The 17606-nt window shown below is 66.8% G+C and carries 16 protein-coding genes; 6 read left to right on the top strand and 10 right to left on the bottom strand.

What is annotated here, in order from left to right; translation table 11 throughout:
• Positions 1-44: 44 nt before the first annotated feature.
• Genes SynRS9909_RS01005 through SynRS9909_RS00985 form a run of 5 tightly spaced genes read right to left on the bottom strand, consistent with a single transcriptional unit; the run spans position 45 to position 5974 of the window.
• Positions 45-917 carry a sulfotransferase gene (locus SynRS9909_RS01005; RefSeq protein WP_186593773.1) on the bottom strand — a complete coding sequence of 291 codons (873 nt, stop codon included), beginning with the start codon at positions 915-917 and terminating at the stop codon, positions 45-47.
• Positions 914-2362 (bottom strand): hypothetical protein, encoded by a 1449-nt coding sequence (locus SynRS9909_RS01000; protein WP_007100941.1) that lies wholly within the window; start codon positions 2360-2362, stop codon positions 914-916. The genes SynRS9909_RS01005 and SynRS9909_RS01000 overlap by 4 nt, the downstream gene beginning before the upstream one ends.
• Entirely contained in the window at positions 2359-3600 is a 1242-nt protein-coding gene (locus SynRS9909_RS00995; RefSeq protein ID WP_038000950.1) for a CCA tRNA nucleotidyltransferase, read from the bottom strand. The genes SynRS9909_RS01000 and SynRS9909_RS00995 overlap by 4 nt, the downstream gene beginning before the upstream one ends.
• Before the next feature lie 2 nt (positions 3601-3602).
• Positions 3603-4895, bottom strand: a complete 1293-nt coding sequence (locus SynRS9909_RS00990) for a hypothetical protein (protein WP_162858303.1) — start codon at positions 4893-4895, stop codon at positions 3603-3605.
• Positions 4895-5974: a glycosyltransferase gene (locus SynRS9909_RS00985; protein WP_038000951.1), complete on the bottom strand. Its 1080-nt coding sequence runs from the start codon at positions 5972-5974 to the stop codon at positions 4895-4897. Before SynRS9909_RS00985 ends, SynRS9909_RS00990 begins: the two co-directional genes overlap by 1 nt.
• A 53-nt stretch (positions 5975-6027) precedes the next feature.
• Here SynRS9909_RS00985 and SynRS9909_RS00980 point away from each other — a divergent pair, with 53 nt between their 5' ends.
• The 3 genes from SynRS9909_RS00980 to SynRS9909_RS00970 are packed head-to-tail and all read left to right on the top strand — an operon-like array spanning position 6028 to position 8436.
• Positions 6028-7014, top strand: coding sequence for an SIS domain-containing protein (locus tag SynRS9909_RS00980; protein WP_007100945.1), 987 nt, complete (start codon positions 6028-6030; stop codon positions 7012-7014).
• Entirely contained in the window at positions 7014-7577 is a 564-nt protein-coding gene (locus SynRS9909_RS00975) for an HAD family hydrolase (protein ID WP_007100946.1), read from the top strand. The genes SynRS9909_RS00980 and SynRS9909_RS00975 overlap by 1 nt, the downstream gene beginning before the upstream one ends.
• Positions 7570-8436, top strand: a complete 867-nt coding sequence (locus tag SynRS9909_RS00970) for a sulfotransferase (protein WP_007100947.1) — start codon at positions 7570-7572, stop codon at positions 8434-8436. The genes SynRS9909_RS00975 and SynRS9909_RS00970 overlap by 8 nt, the downstream gene beginning before the upstream one ends.
• A 4-nt stretch (positions 8437-8440) precedes the next feature.
• Here SynRS9909_RS00970 and kdsB read toward each other — a convergent pair whose 3' ends face one another.
• Both kdsB and SynRS9909_RS00960 read right to left on the bottom strand, forming a co-directional pair.
• Positions 8441-9268: a 3-deoxy-manno-octulosonate cytidylyltransferase gene (gene kdsB, locus SynRS9909_RS00965; protein WP_007100948.1), complete on the bottom strand. Its 828-nt coding sequence runs from the start codon at positions 9266-9268 to the stop codon at positions 8441-8443.
• Positions 9268-9966, bottom strand: coding sequence for a hypothetical protein (locus SynRS9909_RS00960; RefSeq protein WP_370587886.1), 699 nt, complete (start codon positions 9964-9966; stop codon positions 9268-9270). Before SynRS9909_RS00960 ends, kdsB begins: the two co-directional genes overlap by 1 nt.
• An 83-nt stretch (positions 9967-10049) precedes the next feature.
• On the opposite strand from SynRS9909_RS00960, the gene kdsA reads away from it, so the two are divergent.
• From kdsA to SynRS9909_RS00945, 3 genes are read left to right on the top strand one after another with little or no spacing between them, the layout of a single operon-like run.
• Positions 10050-10901, top strand: a complete 852-nt coding sequence (kdsA, locus tag SynRS9909_RS00955) for a 3-deoxy-8-phosphooctulonate synthase (RefSeq protein ID WP_007100950.1) — start codon at positions 10050-10052, stop codon at positions 10899-10901.
• Positions 10898-12655 (top strand): hypothetical protein, encoded by a 1758-nt coding sequence (locus tag SynRS9909_RS00950; protein ID WP_007100951.1) that lies wholly within the window; start codon positions 10898-10900, stop codon positions 12653-12655. The genes kdsA and SynRS9909_RS00950 overlap by 4 nt, the downstream gene beginning before the upstream one ends.
• A 7-nt stretch (positions 12656-12662) precedes the next feature.
• Complete coding sequence (locus SynRS9909_RS00945) at positions 12663-14450, top strand: hypothetical protein (protein WP_007100952.1); 1788 nt, start codon at positions 12663-12665, stop codon at positions 14448-14450.
• Here SynRS9909_RS00945 and SynRS9909_RS00940 read toward each other — a convergent pair.
• From SynRS9909_RS00940 to SynRS9909_RS00930, 3 genes are read right to left on the bottom strand one after another with little or no spacing between them, the layout of a single operon-like run.
• Entirely contained in the window at positions 14420-15274 is an 855-nt protein-coding gene (locus SynRS9909_RS00940; RefSeq protein WP_007100953.1) for a sulfotransferase, read from the bottom strand. The genes SynRS9909_RS00945 and SynRS9909_RS00940 overlap by 31 nt on opposite strands.
• Positions 15274-16383 carry a glycosyltransferase gene (locus SynRS9909_RS00935; protein WP_007100954.1) on the bottom strand — a complete coding sequence of 370 codons (1110 nt, stop codon included), beginning with the start codon at positions 16381-16383 and terminating at the stop codon, positions 15274-15276. The genes SynRS9909_RS00940 and SynRS9909_RS00935 overlap by 1 nt, the downstream gene beginning before the upstream one ends.
• On the bottom strand, positions 16380-17606 hold the full coding sequence (locus tag SynRS9909_RS00930) for a glycosyltransferase (protein WP_038001732.1): 1227 nt from the start codon (positions 17604-17606) through the stop codon (positions 16380-16382). The genes SynRS9909_RS00935 and SynRS9909_RS00930 overlap by 4 nt, the downstream gene beginning before the upstream one ends.

Raw genomic sequence — 17606 nt, 5'->3', positions numbered from 1 at the left:
GGGCTGAGGCTATCGCCCGCTTTCACCAAGGGAACAACCATCCCTCAGGCAAAAGGACGCAGGCCCGGTTCAATCAGGCGGCGCGTGCGCTGAAACAACCAATGCGAACGCAGCCGCACCGGCAGGGTCCAAGCCAGTACGCCCAGCTTCTGGCGCCAACTCAGCTGCTGGCGCCAGCTCTGATCCAGCCGGATCTCCGCCGAGCTACCAAAACGCATGGCGTTGCCGTGAATATCGCGCCGCACGCCCTCCCGCCACTGAAACTGCGCTTCCTCCAGGGGCAAGCCCAGCCAACGCATCACCCGGGCCATCTCGGCGCGCGGATCCGCTGCCAAGCGTTCGTAATACACCCGCAGGGCGTGCTGGCGCCGCAACCCGTCCCGGGTGAGAAAAAACATCCTGGTGTAGTTGAAGGCAGCGCGACGCAGTTCCTCCCCCCGCTTGCGGGCGCTGTTCATCGAACCGAACGGCCCCCGATGCAGGTGAATCGGCAGCAGCTCGAAACCGGATTCCGTGCCGCTCTGGCATACCTCCAGGAGCCGCAGCAGACGCGGCAACGACTTCGACGAGTCCACGATCACCTCGCAGCCGCTCTCCGCCGCAATCGCGGCGTACAGCGCCCCGTTGTGGCGCGCAAACATGGCGGCATCGCCCTGATCGGTGAGCGCCAACTGGGCCAAGGGCACTCCCAACGCCGCAATCACCCGCTCCTGCACCGCACTCCAGAACGGGCAGGCATCGGCCACCAGGCGATGGCAGCTGCAGAGGCGCCGCTGGGGGTCGGGCTGCACCAGCATCTTCAGTTCACCGGCGCTCACCACCCGACTGTGACCGCTGAGCAGCAGCGACAACAGGGTGGAGCCGCTGTGGCCGCGGCTTGTGATGTACGCCACCCGGGGCAGGCGTGGTTGCGTCATGGCTGGGCAGAGCCTGGATCCAGTGTGCAGCGCAGGGCCTGGGCATAGGGACTGGCCAGCTCCAGCCGCTCGCAGTGGTATCCCGCCGCTTCAGCGCGGCGCTTCAAGGGTTTGAGGCGTGGGGCCACACCGGCACGGTTGCCGCTGTCGGCCAGCCAGAGCTCCCTTGGTCTGTTGTCTCGCTCCAGGAGGACATTGAGGCTGGCCGCATCCCGCCAGGGCTGGCTTGGCGCTGGCATCCGCCCCGCCGCCACCTCGATCCGGTCGCTGAGATTGAGCAGGCGCTCACGGCGGGAGAAGCGATCCGGCGCATCCCCCAGGCGCTGGCTGAGCAGCTGAAAGTCATCGCTCTCCCGGGTGCCATGGCCATTCACCGCGGGATCGAGCTCCTGAAAGCTGTGCCACCACCAGCTCAGCAGCAGCCCTACCAACGCCGCCGCGCCGACCACGGCGCCGCGCCGGTTCAGGCGCCAGGCCGCCACCTGCACCGCCAGCCAGGGGATCAGGGCCGGGATCAGTACCACGAAGTAACGGCTGAAGGCCAGCGGCTTCCAGAACGACACCAACACCACCGCCAGCACCATCCACAGCGACGGCATCAGGCCGCTGCGATCCGCCAGAGCCGGCTGTTGCCAGCGCTGGCCGGCCCCGTCATGGGCCACCCCCCAGCGCCGGATCGCCCAGAACGCCAGCCCAAGCAGAGCCAGTTTCGGCAGGGGCCAGAGCCCCAGCCCCCGCGCCAGGGTGTCTTCCAACAGGGCGAAATCAGGGCGCCCGATCCAGGCCCCCGTGCCACTGCGCATCAGATAGGCCGACGCCAATGCGATCCACCCCAGCGCTGGCAACAACGCCAGCGCCGCGGCCCAAGCCAGGCGCCAGCGCCGCTGCCAGCCATCCCAGACGGCCGCGGCCGCGAAGAGAAAGAGGCCGTAGTAGTGGGTGCAGGCGGCCAGCGCCACCGCCAGGCCATACAAGCCAGGGCGACCGGCCCGACGCCACCACCAGGCCAGGGCCACCAACAGCACCAGCAGGGCATAGCCCTTGCCCTCGATCGCGAAGCGCACCGGATAGGGCGAACAGAACGCCAACAGGGCGGCCAAGGCCATCGCAACGCTTGGCCGGGCCCCACCAACCGCCTGATCCCGTGCCAGCGCCCGCGACTGGGCCGTGATCAACACCCCGCCGGCCAGATAGGCCAGCCAGGAGAACAGGCGCAGCGTCAGGCCCGATGGAGGCAGCAGCTGCCCCCAGCCCCAGAGCAGGCCGTAATACAGCGGCGGGTGGGTGTCCTGCCGGAGCATCGCCAACATCGCCGCCAGGCTCGGCTGAAAGCTCTTGCCCACCGTGTAGAGCTCATCGCTCCAGAGCCCGGTGGCCTCGATCAGGCTCAGGGCGCGCAGGGCAAAGGCGGCACACACCAGCAGGATCAGCGGTTGCCGCGTCATCGCATCGCCTCCAGCCGCTGCAGGCGCAACCGGCGCAACGCCTCCCCCAATGCAGGCCCGGGCTGCAGCCCGGTGGCCATCAGCTCCCGGGCCGAGCGAGGTGGCGTCACGTGACGCCAGCGGCCCCACCAGCGCAGCAGGGGCCGCCAACACGGCCCTTGCTGGCTCACCGCCAGCGCCACGACCTCAGAAGGCCAGGGCCGTGCCTCCAGGGCCTCACACCAACGGGCAGGGCTCCAGCCCTGCCAGGCCTCAGGCAGCACCTGCTCCATGAGCCAAGCCTGAAAGGCGCCAAGCTCCTCAAGCCAGCGTTGCTGCTGCTGCGGCAACTGGAGACGCGCGGCCAATTCCAGCGGTGCGTCGGCGGCGGCCACGAGGGCGCAAAGCAGAGGGAGCTGCAAGCGCGCAGCCCAACGCAGGCGCCGCTGCAGCGCCCGGGGGTGCTGCTGCAGCGCCGGATCCAGCAGCACCAGGGCGCCCCAGGCCTGCAGCTGGCTGAGGGCCGCCGCCCAGGCCTCCCGCTCCAACAGCAGCTCGAGCTCCATGCGCAAGCGGGTGGCGAGCGCCGGTGGGGCGCTGGCAGGATCGTCGCCAAGGCGCCAGCGCCAGGGCCAGGCCTGAAGGGTGCGTTGCAGCTGATCAAGCGCCTGCGGGGCGAGGCTGAAGCCGAGGCGGGCGGCGTAGCGGGCCGCCCGGATCACCCGGGTGGGGTCGTCGGCCACGCTGCTGGGGTGCAGAAAGGCCAACTGGCGCTGCGCCAAATGCTGGCGGCCGCCATGGGGATCGAGCAGGGACCCGTCGCTGAGCAGCAGCGCCATCGCATTGACGCTGAAATCCCGGCGCGCCAGATCCTGCGGCAGTGGCCCGGGCTCCACCACGGGGTTCTCACCTGGCGCCGGATAGCGCTCCTGCCGCGCCTGCGCCAGGTCGAGCAGCACGCCATCCACCACCATCTCCACCGTGCCGAAGCGTCCATGCACCCGCAGCTCGCTCACCCGCTCTGGCCCCAGCTGCTGCCGCAAGCCATGGGCCAGACGCTCACTGGATCCCTCCACCACCAGATCGAGATCGGGCAGGCCACGCCAGGGATCGCGATGCTCGTGATGGAGCAGGGCATCCCGCACCGCGCCCCCTACCAACGCCAGCACGCCCAGCCCCTGCCGCTGCGCCTCCGCCTGCAGGACCTGCAGCAACGACGCTGGAATGCCCGGAAGGCTGATGGCAGCCGGAGTGGGCATTCCTACGGGCCCTCCTGCTGCCGCGCCCACACCTTCCAGTGGCTTGCCGTGGTTTTGTACGCCAAACGATGGCCACCTCCCGCCACGAGCAGCGGTCCACTGAAGAAGGACAGGGAAAACTGCGGAAAGCGCATTTGTTGCAGCCAAGGCAGCTGGTCATGACAAGCCTGCACCGGTTGATGCTGCTCGCAGAGCTGCATCAGTGTGTCGGCATAGCGGGCCGGACCGAAAGAGAGGTCGTGGATCAGATGCAGACGGCTGACACCGGCGAACTCGGGGCTGGCGTAGTTGAAACCCTGCAGGCTTCGGGCCATCGCCGCAAAGAAAGGACAGCCCCGCCTGGCCATGAACACGCTGCTCTGCAGATAGGGCACCTTGCGCTTGAGAAACAGCAGGCTGGCCTCCTCGCCCAGGGCCCGCTCCAAGACGGCAGCTGCACTCTCGGCCGGGAGCAGATCGCTGTCGAGCCAGAGGCAGTCGGCCACCGAGGCATAGGCCAGGCGGAACACATCCGATTCGGCGGCGTAATGGGGTGCCGAGTCAAACGAGACCAGAAAGTCGTTGCAATGGCTGGCCATCCATGACCGGGCCGCCGAGCGGTCAAACACGTCGACTGGATCCAACCCAAGGCCGGCCAGCACCCGATTCCAGCGCTCGGTGTAGGCCGCCACATCCGCCGGCGGCTGCCCCTGACTCCAGTACTGGATGGCCTGGGGTCGCCAGCGCAGCGGCGCGCCCAGAGGCTTGGCCAGCTCGATCTCCGGGGACGCCTCCACCAATACCGACTGTGTCCAAAGGTCATACAAGGGACACCACGCGCGCCGGGCATAGGCCTGCAGATGGCGCTGCACGTGGCGAGAGCGTCCACCTTGCGTTGAATCAGCGCAGCGCTGCAGCCCCTGCTCCAAGAGGGCGATCGATTCCTGCGCCCGCCCCAGCAACAGCAGGCTCTCACTGGCGATGTGATAGCCGTCAAAGCCATCGGGGTCCACCCCGATCAGGGCCTGGGCGTGCTCCAGCGCCAACGCCGGCTCGCCGGCGGCGAGGCAGGAATCGGCCACCACCAGACGCAACTCGGGCCACATCGGTCGTCGCTTCAGGCCAAGGGAGCCGATGGCGATCGAGGTGCTGAACCAATTGTTCTTGGCGCAGAGACGGGCCCCGAGCAGCGCACCTTGAGGCCAGAAGGAGGTGCCACGCACCGTCACCAACAGCAACCGCTGCGTGGTGCGCGGCCCCGCCATCCGCTCCACCAGCGTCGTGGCACGCCTCAGCACCGCCATGGCCTTATCCATCAGCGAACCTCCCCCCAGCACAGGCCCACGAGCTTGGCCGCCAGCACCTCAAAGTCGGCCTCCTGCAGCAACTGCTCCCGACCCGCACTGAGCGGAGCGAGCTGCGGTTGCGCCTCGGCCAGAACCGTCTGAATGCGCTCCAGCCACGCCTGCAGCGGAGCTCGCAGGGGCACGTGCCAGACGCCATCGGTTCCTGAGGGGAAATCGAGGGCAAACCCCGTCATCGTGGACACCATCAGGCAACCGCAGGCCAGACCCTCCAGAAACGACAGCGGCCCGCCCTCCTGCGCCGACACCGAACAGACCAACCGGGCGGAGCGCAACAGCGCCCCGAAGTCGGCATGGGGGAGATCCAGGCACTGCACATCGGGATGCAAACGATGCTCCGCGCCCTCCCAGCCCGGACCGAGAATCGCCACCCTCAGCCCAGCCTCCACCAAGGCCGAGGCCAGGTCGGCTTCCAAGGCGATCCGCTTGCGCCGGTGGTAACTCGCCACCCGTTCTGGCACGTATTGGCCGAGAAACACCACATCAAGCGAGCGAGGCGGAACGACAGAGGTGTCGCCCTGGGCTTCAGGGGGATAAAAGAGTCGCCGATCCACACCCACCGGGAAGTGATGCAGCGTCTCCGGTTGGGCGCCAGCGATCGCCAGCAGCTCCAGCTCAAACCAGTTCTGGGCGAGCACCGCGCCGAGCCCCTGCAAACCGCGCAGCCGCTTGCCAAGGCGCACGTGGTCGAAATACAGCAGCACCCGCTCCGGCGGCACACCCGCCTGCAGCACCGTCTTCAGATGGCCGTGCGACAGCACCAGCACATGGGCATCAGCACCCCGGCAAGCGTCCTTGAGTTGCTCTGGATCCAACGCTTGCAGGCAATCCAGCCCCTCCATCGCCTGGGTTGCAATCAGGTCCTTCCAGATGAAGCTCAAGCTCCAGTCCTTGTCGCCGAGATAACCCACCAGGCGCCGCGGACCCGACGAATCCAACGCAAGCGTGGGCTGGCGCTCAACGCCGGGCAGCAAGCCACCGAGAACGCGGCGCCAACGCTCTCGCATCAATCCCGCGCCCCGCAGTGCCATGGTGTCCGGGCCGGTTCAAGCCGCAGAATCGGTTCGACCTTACCGGCACCGCCTTGTCTGCCCTCACCCGTTGTCTGCAGGAAGAGGCGGCCGCCATCGCCGCCGCCGCTGAACGCCTGAGCGGTGAGCAGGTGGAAGGGGCCCTTGCCCTGCTCGAACGCTGCGCCGACCGCAAGGCCAAGTTGGTGATCACCGGCGTGGGCAAGAGCGGCATCGTGGCGCGCAAGATCGCCGCCACCTTCTCCTCGATCGGCCTGATGGCCCTCTACCTCAACCCCCTCGATGCCCTGCACGGCGATCTAGGGGTGGTGGCCCCCGACGACGTCTGCCTGCTGCTCTCCAACAGCGGCGAAACCAGCGAACTGCTGGAGGTGCTGCCCCACCTGAAGCGGCGCGGCACCGCCCGCATCGCCCTGGTGGGTCGGGCTGAGTCCTCCCTCGCCCGCGGCAGCGACGTGGTGCTGGAGGCCTCGGTGGATCGGGAAGTGTGCCCCCTCAACCTCGCCCCCACCGCCAGCACGGCGGTGGCGATGGCGATCGGTGATGCCCTGGCGGCGGTGTGGATGGAGCGGCGCGGCATCTCCCCCGCCGATTTCGCCCTCAACCACCCGGCCGGCTCCCTGGGCAAACAGCTCACCATGACCGTGGCCGACCTGATGGTGCCCGCAGCCCAACTGGCTCCTCTCCGGCCCACCACCCCTCTGCCCGAGGTGATTGGCCGCCTCACCCAGGGGGCGATCGGCAGCGGCTGGGTGGAGGATCCCCAGCAGGCGGGCCGATTGATCGGCCTGATCACCGACGGCGACCTGCGTCGCGCCCTGCGCAACCACGGCAGCGAGCGCTGGGCCAGCCTCACCGCCGCCGACCTGATGACCGCCGATCCGATCACCGTGGCCGCCGATCTGCTGGCGGTGGAGGCGCTGCAGCGCATGGAACACAACCGGCGCAAACCGATCGGGGTGCTGCCGGTGGTGGATACCAGCGACCGGCTGCAGGGGCTGCTGCGGCTGCACGATCTGGTGCAGGCGGGGCTGGCCTGATGCGACGCCTCCTGCGCGAATGGCAATGGCGCCAGCAACGGCCGGCCCTGGCGGCCCTGGAGCTGTTGGTGCTCGATGTGGATGGCGTGCTCACCGACGGCGGCCTCTGGTTCGATCCGGCAGGGCAGCTGCAGAAGCGCTTTGACGTGCGCGATGGCCTCGGCATCCGCCTGCTGCAGCAGGCGGGCCTACAGCTGGCCTTCCTCAGCGGCGGCAAGGGCGGCGCCACCGAGATGCGGGCCCGCCAACTGGGCATCACCCATTGCCTGGTGGGCATCAAGGACAAGCCCGTGGCCCTGGCGCAGCTGCAACAGCAGCTCGGCGTGACCAGCGCCACCACCGCCTTCCTCGGCGATGACCTCAACGACCTGGCCGTGCGCCAGCAGGTGCGCCTGCTGCTGGCACCGGTGGATGCGGCCCGGCCCCTGCGCCGCCAGGCCGATGCCGTGCTTCACCGCCGCGGCGGCCACGGCGCCGTGCGGGAGCTGGCGGAGCGGATCCTGCAGGCCCGCGGCGCGTGGCAGAGCCTGCAACGCCACGGCTGGAGAGATCGCAATGACTGACAACAGCGCCCATCCGGGCGTGTTCCTGCTCGGCGTCGGCGCCCAGAAGGCGGGCACCTCCTGGCTGCATCAGCAGCTGCACAGCCGCCCCGACGCCGATTTCGGCGTGCTGAAGGAATACCACGTGTATGACGCGCGCACGGTGCCCGAACTGGCCCGCTTCCGACGCCTCGACGTCGACATCCGCCGCCCCGGCAGCTGGATTCAGCCCCGCAGCTGGCTGCGCCAGTGGTTCATCCGCAAGCCGCAGCGCTACGTCGACTACTTCAGCTGGCTGCTGCAACGCCCCCGCCTGCGCAGCGGTCCGGTGCGGCTCACCGGCGACATCACCCCCGCCTATGCCCTGCTCAGCGCCGCCACCCTGGGCGAGATCCGCGCCGCCTTCGCGCAGCGAGGCATTCCGGTGCGGCCCGTGTTTCTGATGCGCGATCCGATCGAGCGGCTGATCTCCAGCCAACGCATGAAACTGCGCAAGCAGGGGCGCCGCGATGCGGCATCGGAAGTGGCCGCCCTGCGCCAACGGGTCGCCAAAGGGCGGGGGCTGCGCAGCGACTACGGCCAGACCCTCGATGCTCTCGATCAGGCCTTTGGCTTGGAGCACTGCTTTGTTGGCCTGTTCGAAACCCTGTTCACAACACCCACCTACTCAGAGCTCTGCCACTTCCTGGGCATCCCTTTCCAGGAACCCGCCTGGGGCGAGAAGGTGAACGTGAGTGCGACCAAGACGGTGATTCCCGATGACCTGCTGGCGGAGATGGGTCGCCAACACGCCGACGATCTCAAGCGGGCACAGCAGGCGCTACCCAACCTTGATCTCCAACAGCTGTGGCCCACTACCAGCCGTTGGTGCAACAGCTGAGGCCTCAGCCCTGAGCCGCCAGCTGCCGCGCCTGCTCCAGCTGCTCGGGCGTGTCGACCGAGAGGGAGGTGCCCTCCACCGGGAAGGTGCTGATCGTGTGGCCCGCTTCGATCAGGCGCAACTGCTCCAGCCGCTCCAGATCCTCCAGCGGTGACATCGGCAGCAGGTGCCAGGCCGCCAGCACATCACCGCGGAAGCCGTAGAGGCCCACATGGCCCCAGTAGGGACTGTGGTGATGCCAATCAGCCGGATCCACATCGCGCACATGGGGGATCGCCGAGCGGGAGAAATAAAGGGCGCGGCCGTCGTGGGCCAGCAGGGTCTTGACCACCGCCGGGTTGTGGATGGTGTCCGGCTGGAGCCGATACACCGGCGTCACAACCGCCGGCACTGGGTCACGGCGACGGAATTCCGCGTCCATCGCCGTCACCACCGCCGGATCCAGAAAGGGCTGATCGCCTTGCACATTGATCACCGCCGTGCTCGCCAGCCGCTGCTGACGGCTGGCGTCGTCCCCGTCGGCAGCTGGCACATCCCAGGCCAGGGCCACCAGCAGCTCAGCCACCGAGGCGATCCGCTCACTGCCGGAACTGCAGTGCGGCGAGGTCATCAGCACGGGAAAGCCCCAGCCTTCGGCCAGTTGCTTGAGCTGCGGGCTGTCGGTGCAGAGCACCACCGCAGCCGGCCCCGTCGCCTTGGCGCACTGCTCCAGCACCCGCTGGAGCATGGGCTTGCCGCCGATCTCCGCCAGCACCTTGCCCGGCAGGCGAGACGACTGCAGCCGGGCCGGCACGGCCACGACGGTGCGTTGGATGGAGGGTTGCATGCCCATCAGTCCCAGAGCCTCATGGCGTCATCGCGGGCGCCGAACCATTCCGCCGCCAGCCCACCGCCCATGCGCCGCTGCTCCCGGAACCAGGGTCCGCCCAGGGTCCAGTGCAGCAGCGAGGCAGCGGCGGCGCCATCGGCGTCCTGCACATCCACCAGATGATTCCAACCGGAATCGAGGGCACCGATCTCGTGATCGCCCTCCAACCAGTGGAACCGGTGCAGCTCGAGGCCCGACGCGGTGTTCACATAGTCCACCGTGAGCTTGGTGCAGCGGCTGCCGTTGAGCAGCATCAGGGAGCTCCAATTCTTTTTCGGATAGGCGCTCTGCACCTCACCGAGGAACTTCACCGTTTCGCCGGGCACGTGCTCGTGCTGCACGCACATGGCGGCGTACTGGTCATCGCGCTGCTGCCACAGCGCCGCGATGTCGCCGCGGCAGAGCATGTCGCAGTCCATGAACATCGCCCAGCCCTCGTAGCCGATCAGGTGGGGCACCAGAAAGCGGGTGAACGAAAACGCCGTGCTCTGTTTCGGGTCGCGCTCGCGCCGATACAACCCCTGGGCCTCCAGCTGGGGCGTCACCAGTGGTGTGATCGCCAGGGGCATCGAGCTGTGTTGCACCAGGCTGTCGATCAGCACATTGGTGGCGGCCCGCTCGCGCGGGTCGTAGCCGATGAAGATCGGGATCGGAGTCACCACCACAGCCAGCCGCACAGGTTGGGGCGCAGGTTACGGCTGCTCGCCGCAGCCGGCCTAGGCTTCCGGCCGTCCGTTCCTTGTGCATGGCCGCCCAGCAGGTCGCCCTCGGCACCCTCAGCTTCGCCAACGACGCCCCCTTCGTGCTGATCGGCGGCGTCAACGTGCTCGAGTCGCGCGACTTCGCCCTGGAGGTGGCCGGCCACTACAAAGCGGTGTGCGAACGCCTCGACATCCCGCTGGTGTTCAAAGCCTCCTTTGACAAAGCCAACCGCTCTTCGATCCACTCCTATCGCGGCCCCGGCCTCAACGAGGGCCTGGCGATGCTGCAGGCGGTGAAAGCCCGCCACGGCATCCCCGTGATCACCGATGTGCACACGCCAGAGCAGGCCGCACCGGCCGCCGCGGTGTGCGACATCATTCAGCTGCCCGCCTTCCTCGCCCGTCAGACCGATCTGGTGGAGGCGATGGCCCGCACCGGCGCGGTGATCAACATCAAAAAGCCCCAGTTCCTCAGCCCTTCGCAGATGGCGAATGTGGTGGAGAAGTTCCGCGAATGCGGCAACGAACGGCTGCTGATCTGCGAGCGGGGCAGCAACTTCGGTTACGACAATCTCGTGGTCGACATGCTCGGCTTTGGGGTGATGAAGCGCTGCTGCAACGACCTGCCCCTGATCTTCGATGTGACCCACGCCCTGCAGTGCCGCGACCCGGGCGGTGCCGCCTCCGGTGGGCGCCGCAGCCAGGTGCTGGAACTGGCCCGCGCCGGCATGGCCGTAGGCCTGGCCGGTCTGTTCCTCGAATCCCATCCCGATCCCGACCAGGCCCGCTGCGACGGCCCCAGCGCCCTGCCCCTGGAACAGCTCGAGCCTTTCCTCAGTCAGCTCAAGGCCGTGGATCATTTGGTGAAGAACCTGCCGGCCCTGGCGATTCGATGACCTCACCCCTGGCCTGGATCAACAGCGTGCTGGCGGTCGTCAGCGGCCTGGGGCTGGGCGTCTGGATCTGGCTGCTGCAGAACCGGTCACTGCTGCCTGATCCCAGTTCCGATGCGGGCAAACAACTGCTGAAGCACTACAGCGGCTCCAGCCACGACGTGTTTCTCGTTCTGCTCGCCGTCGCCGTGATCACGCTGGTGGCGTTGATCCGCCGCGCCCCCGACACCTCCGAACCGTTGACACCCTGGCGCTGGGCCCGCTCCCATCCCCTCGTGCTCGCACTCTGGGCCGGCTACACCGTGGCCATGGTGCAGGGCACCAGCTGGTTTTATCCAGAGCTCGTGGGTTGGTACAAGGACGTGATCGCCGACCATCTTCTCAACAACTTCAGCTTCCGCCAGGACTTCCTGCGAGAGACGATGAAACGGGACGATTTCCGTTTCTTTCCCCTCGCTCATCAGGATCTCCACGTTCTCAGCTGGTTCACCGCCTATGTGAAGGTGTGGATGCTGGTGAGTGCGGCCGAGCTGTTCGCGATCGTGGTGCTCAGTGCGCGCTTCATCCGACGCATCACCGGTCGCGTCGCCATTCCGGCCCTGTTGATGATCACCAGCCTGCTGTTGCTGTTCCAGCCCAGCACAGGCACCGCCTTCTTTCAATTCACCTACAGCGAACGCCTGCTCACCTTTCTTTTCTGCCTTTATTTCGCCAGTTATCTCCACTACCAACTCAGCAAATCTCAGGCTTCGTTTTACAGCACGATTCTGTTCGGCCTGATCGGCATCTTCATCAAAGACATCGCCATTGTGCTGTTCATCGCCCCGCCCTTGATCACCCTGGTCCTTGGCAGCCTCGGCAGGATGGAGGGATACCCGCGCTTCAGTCTCACCAACACCGGCACCCTGGCCAAGCACTACCGGCTGGAGCTCTGGCTTTGTTCGCTGACGCTGGTGTTTGTGTGCTTCTACATCGTGCTTTCGTTGCTGCCCAGCACCTATGCCGCGAAAGGGGCCTACAACAAAGGTGGTGAATTCATCTTTCGGCCCGACTGGCGTTTCTGGCTGATCAGCAGCTTCACGGCCTGGCGCGCTCTAGGGATCGCCCTTGGTCGGATCCAGGCCAATCTGCTCGATGGTCTCAACATCGCCGCCCTGCTCTATGGCGCTGCCCTGTTTTGGCTGATCGGCTGGCAGAGCAGCAGCTATCTCGCCCTGCCGATCCAACTGATCACCGTTCTCGACGCGCTCTGGATCTGGTCAGAAGCGATCGCCCCAACATTGCAACAGCGCTCCAGCCCGGGCCTTACGGGAGCGATCGGTGTCGTCGCTTGCCTGGGCTGGATCAGCCTGGAGCACCTGGCCGGCTTCTCGTTTTTCAACACCGTCGCCAACATGAAAAGCCGCCAGGACTCCTGGCAACAGACCTACACCAGGCTGGAGAGCCTGGCTCGCGAGCAAAAAGCCAACGGTGATGACGTCAACATCATTCGCAATCGCACCACCTGGTTTTCGCGTAAACGCCATCTTGGCCGCCTGCCCTACGACCGCCTGATCATTCGTGATCCGGACGAGGGCACTTACACCGTGGAAGATGGCATCGGCGAAGGAGATACCTACACACCCAAACCGGGTGACCTGCTGATCAACATCGACCGTGACTCACGCGACTTCACGGCACCGAAGCCGGGCGACTACAGCCTGATCTACCGCTACGCACCGACGCTGCACAACGGCAGGATCTACCGCAAACAGTGACAAGGCGATGACGCTGCAGCAGTTCAAGCGCTATTGGCTGGGCCTGGCAATCGTCTCAGCACTGCTAAGCCTGCTGGGCCTGGTCGCCTGGGCCTGGCTGATCGGCAATAGAACGCTGCTGCCGCCTGCTCTTTCCCCGGCAGGCGGCCAGCTGCTGCAGACCTACAACGACTGGGCCCACGGTCTGTTCATCGGCGTGGTCCTCCTCAGCATCGCCCTGCTGATCCGTTCGGAATCCTGGACCTGGCGTTCGCCCGTCCCAACCATCCTGCGGGCGATTCGCCGCCACCCCCTGCCGTCGGTGCTGCTGATCGCCTACGCCCTCGTGATGATCAGCGAGAGCAGTTGGTTCTACAAGGAAATTCTCACCTGGTTTGACGACGTCAACACCGGCTTGCTGCTTTCCAATTTCTCGTTGCGTGATTCCTTCATCAGCGAATCGATGGGACGCAACGATTTCCGTTTCTTTCCTCTCGCCCATCAGGATCTTCATCTCCTCAGCTGGCTGACCCCCTACGTGAAGGTGTGGTCTGCAGTGAGCGCCATCGAGCTCATTCTCACGATTGTGCTTGCCGTGCAACTGACCCTGTTGCTGGCGAAAAGCACTCGCAGCACCAGCCTGGTGTGGATCGCCTGCCTGCTGTTTCTCTTCACCCCCGCCGCGGCCTACAACTATTTCCAGTTCATCTACAGCGAGCGGCTGCTCACCCTGTTCTTGGCGTTGTTCGCTACGTCCTATGGCCGCTATCTCCACAGCCGCAACGGCCGCGATGGCACCATCGCGCTGGCGGCAGCGCTGCTGGGCAGTTTCACCAAAGACACGGCCATCCTGCTGTTCGTGATTCCCGCGATGGCCACCGTGCTGGCCGGTTCGCTGGGAGGGCTGCAGGCTTCCCGCCGCTGGTCGCGCCATGGCTGGCGAAGCTGGCTGGAGGCCTATCAGCTCGAAGCCATGCTGATCGGCCTGATTCCGCTCTGGTGCGCCGCGGTGCTTGGTCTGAGCGTGCTGCCGAGTGTGTTCTTCGGAGATGCGCGCTATGACGCCGGCCTGCGCTTCTCCGCCCTGGAACTGGATCTGCGCACGGCATCGCTCACCGCTTTCATCATCGGCCGCGCTGTGGTGATCGCACGCCAACAAGCCCGCTTCCAGCTGCTCGATGGCCTCAACATCGCTGCCCTGGCCTACAGCCTAGCGCTGTTTGCCCTGGTGGGCTTCAAAAGCACCAACTACATGGCCTTGCCGGTGCACTGGATCGCCCTGCTCGATCTGCTCTTTCTCTGGAGTGCATGGCTGGAACCCCGGCTGCAGTCCCAATGGTCCTGGCCGGCCATCAACCTGCTGGCGATTGGCCTCAGCAGCCTGGTGCTGATCGTGGAACATCGCTTCGCCCAGACTTTTGTGAGCCGCTGGACCGACATCCACCAGACCCAGCGCTCCTGGCAAGCCACCCTCGATCAGGCCGATGCCGTCGCGCGGAAGGCCCGCCGCAAAGGTGAACCGGTGAACCTGATTTTCAGCAAGTCATGGTTCAAACATTCCGACACGATCAAACGGCTGCCGTTCGATCGCCTGGTGTATCTCGACCCAGACAAAAAACAGTATCGAATTCTCGAAGGTCGCCAGCGCGGCCAGCTCTATCAACCAGGCCCCGGTGACTTCTTTCTCGATATCGGCTCCGGCAACAAACTGGAGAAATACGGCATCGATATTTCCTCGTTTGTGCCGATCTATCGGTTTGATCCCGCCGTGAGTAACGGCCGGATCTATCGCTGGCCGGCGGCGAAACCGGAATAAACCAAACGGCGATTCAGGCGAGCCAGGGGGGGCCAGAGCAGGGCGAGCTGTGCCACCCCGGCGCCCATCCCCATCCAGTCGGCGTCGTAGTGAATCGCCCGTCCTTTCTCCACATCAAAGCGCACCCGATTGCCGGCGAGGATGTGGCTACCGGAGTGCAACACCGGCTGCAGCATGGCGGGGTGGAAGTCGAGCTCCAGCCAACGGCAGAGGCGACGCAGGCTCGCTTCCGGTGCCAGCGCCAGCTCCTCATAACCCAGCCGGAACACGGGTTTGCCGCAGCGTGCCAGGAGCCGTTCATGGCGGGCGCTGAGGCGCCACCAGCGCAGCAGCGGCGCCAGACCCGGGAGCCAATGGCCTTGGCGGCGGCCATCCCGGGCCCGTGAATGCACCCAGCTGCGCACGTCGCGGGTGAGATGGATCACCCGGATCTCCAGGGAGGGATCGCTGAGCAGGGGCAGATGGCGATCGTCCTGATAGGACTCCACCACCCAGGCGTCCTCGGCGGGTGCCAGCGCATCGAGCAAGTGATGCAGCTTCTCCAGCAGCGGCCGGTGATCGTTGGCCGGCAACCAAGCCAGCACCGGCCCCCACACAGGGCAAGCGGCGGCGACGGCACCACAGGTGCAGGCCCGTTCAAAGCGCAACGGTCCTCGCAACTGGGCCGGACCGCGGTGGGCGTCGCCTGCCGCCGGCGTTTCCAGCAGCCGCACCGCCTCCCCCAATCCGGTAATGGCGGGATGGGCGCCGAGGGCGAGATCGAGGATCGTGGTGCCGCTGTGCCCCAGGCCGCGGATCAACAGCAGTCTGCGTGGTGCCGCCATCACACTCCGTCCGCCGCGACGCGCTCCAGGAACGCCATCAGATCCTGCAGGTGATGGTCGAGGGTGAAGCGGGCCAGCACCCGCTCCCGGCCGGCCGCACCCAGGCGAGCCGCCAGGGCCGGCTCGGCCAGCAGTCGCTCCAGCGCCAGCGCCATGGCCTCCACATCGCCCTCCTCCACCAACAGGCCGGTAACGCCCTCGAGCACCACCTCGGGGATGCCAGCATGCCGGGTGGCCACCACCGGCAGGGCGCTCAACTGGGCCTCCATCACCGCCACCGGATTGCCCTCACTGTCGCCATCAGCCGCCACCAGGGAATGCTGCACGAAGACGCGCACCCGGAGCATCAGCTCGGCCACCTGCTCCTGGGTCTGGGTACCGAGAAACCGCACCCGATCCTCAAGGCCGAGCTCCGCCACCAAACGCCGAGCCGCAGGCAGCAAGGGCCCCTCTCCCACCATCCACAGCTCCCCCAGGGGCACACGGGCAAAGGCGCGGATCGTATGCAAGGGCCCTTTCTTCTCCACAAACCGCCCGACCGCCAAAGCAATGGCTGGAGCTGCTGCCGCATCGCCGGCAGAGAACAGGGCGGCATTCGCCCCCGATGCACTGATCAGAATCCGCTGTGGATCCCCCCCCAACGCGCGCAAGGTACGGGCCATCGGCTGGGATTTGCAGATCAGGCCAGCCGCCAGCTGCATCAGCCGCCGGTAACGCCCGCGCAACACCCCCAATTTGCCAGCGGCCGAGAGATCGGAGCCTCGGAAATGCGCCACCAGCGGCACGCGGGCGCGCGGGCAGGCCTCCATCACCCGCACGGCATGGAAGCCGAATTCCGCCAGCACCAGATCGGGCTGATGACGATGCATCAACCACCTGGCCACCTGAGCCGCCGGCCAACCCGCCAGCCGCAGCCAACCCAGCCGGGTGCACACCTTGCTGAGCAGCACCGCCAGGCCATAGGCGAGGCGATCGGGCTGACCAAGGGGGCACTCATCGCCGAAGTAGGCCACCACCTCGCAGGGCAGTCCCTCGAGGTTGGCGCGCACAAACGTTTCCGAGGCCGCTCGCCGCGTCGGCGCGAACACCAGCAACCGCTGCAGGCTCATGCCCCCCCCACCAGCTGATCCCAGATCGGCCCCACCACCGACCAATCCATCTGACGCAGCCGGGTCTGTGCCGCTGCCCCGAGCCTGGCGCGTAAGGGAGCATCCGCCGCCAGCCGCTCGAGCGCATCCGCCAGAGCCTGGGGCTGCTCACTCGGCACCACCAGGCCGGTGACGCCGTGATCCACCACCTCCAGCGGGCCGGGGGAGGCATCGGTCACCACCACCGCCAGACCGAACGCCATCGCCTCCAACAGGGCGTTGGGCATGCCCTCAAACCGCGACGGCAGAACAAAGACCGCCGCCTGCTGGAGGAACGTCTGCGGATCGGATCGGAATCCCATGAAACGCACCCTCTCCGCCAGCCTTCGATTGCGCACCTGCCGCTCCAGTGCCGGTCGCTCCGGGCCATCCCCCACCAGCGTCAGTGGCCAGGTCATCAAAGCCCCTTCCCCTGAGGCCAGGGCCTCGATCAACACATCCAGGCCCTTCTGATGCACCAGGCGGGCCACGCACACCAGACCCTCCCGCTCACCCGCCCCAACCGGCTGAGCGTCGAGGCGAGGCATGGGGAGCGGATTGGGCAGCAGGGCCAGCTGTCGCTCGGCGAAAAGGGGAGCCAGGCTTTCCAGCACCCCTGCCGTGTTGGCGGTGAGCACATCAGCGCGGCGATAGAGCAAGCGCCGAAACCGGGGCCAGGGAAACGGCAGGCGTTGGCGGCGGAGGTCATTGCGCTCCGACACCACCAGATGGCAGGGCTGGTTCCAGAGGACACTGCAGCAGAGCATGCTGGTGCGGCTGAGCAGGGCCAGGACCCGCCGAGGCCGTTGCGCCTGCAGCCGTTCGGCGAGCACCAGGGCCGGCGGCCCACTGATCCCCTCCACGCACCAGCGCAGCAGCCTGGAACGCCAGCCGGTCGTGTGGGGCTGCACGGGCTCCAGCAACCCCAGAAGCGGCCCCATCACCAGCTTGGCGAGCAACCGATGAGCCCGGCGACGGATCCGGTGTTGACGCCAGCGCCGCTCCACCGCAGGGCTGAGATCGCTCCAGGGCAAGGTCTCCGGCAGGGTGTGAGCCAGAGGCGGCTCCGCCAGAAGCGTGACGATCCGCACCCGCCAGCCCTTGGCGAGAAAGTGCTCTGCCGCCAGCACAGCCACTTTCTGCGCCCCGCCAGGACCGAGATGGGGCAGCACCAACCAGAGATCATCGCGATCGTGATCGTCCAT

This window comes from Synechococcus sp. RS9909, assembly GCF_014279595.1.
GTDB lineage: Bacteria > Cyanobacteriota > Cyanobacteriia > PCC-6307 > Cyanobiaceae > Synechococcus_C.
Note: the sequence above shows the minus strand (reverse complement) of the source record. Positions and strands in the feature narration are given on the sequence as shown.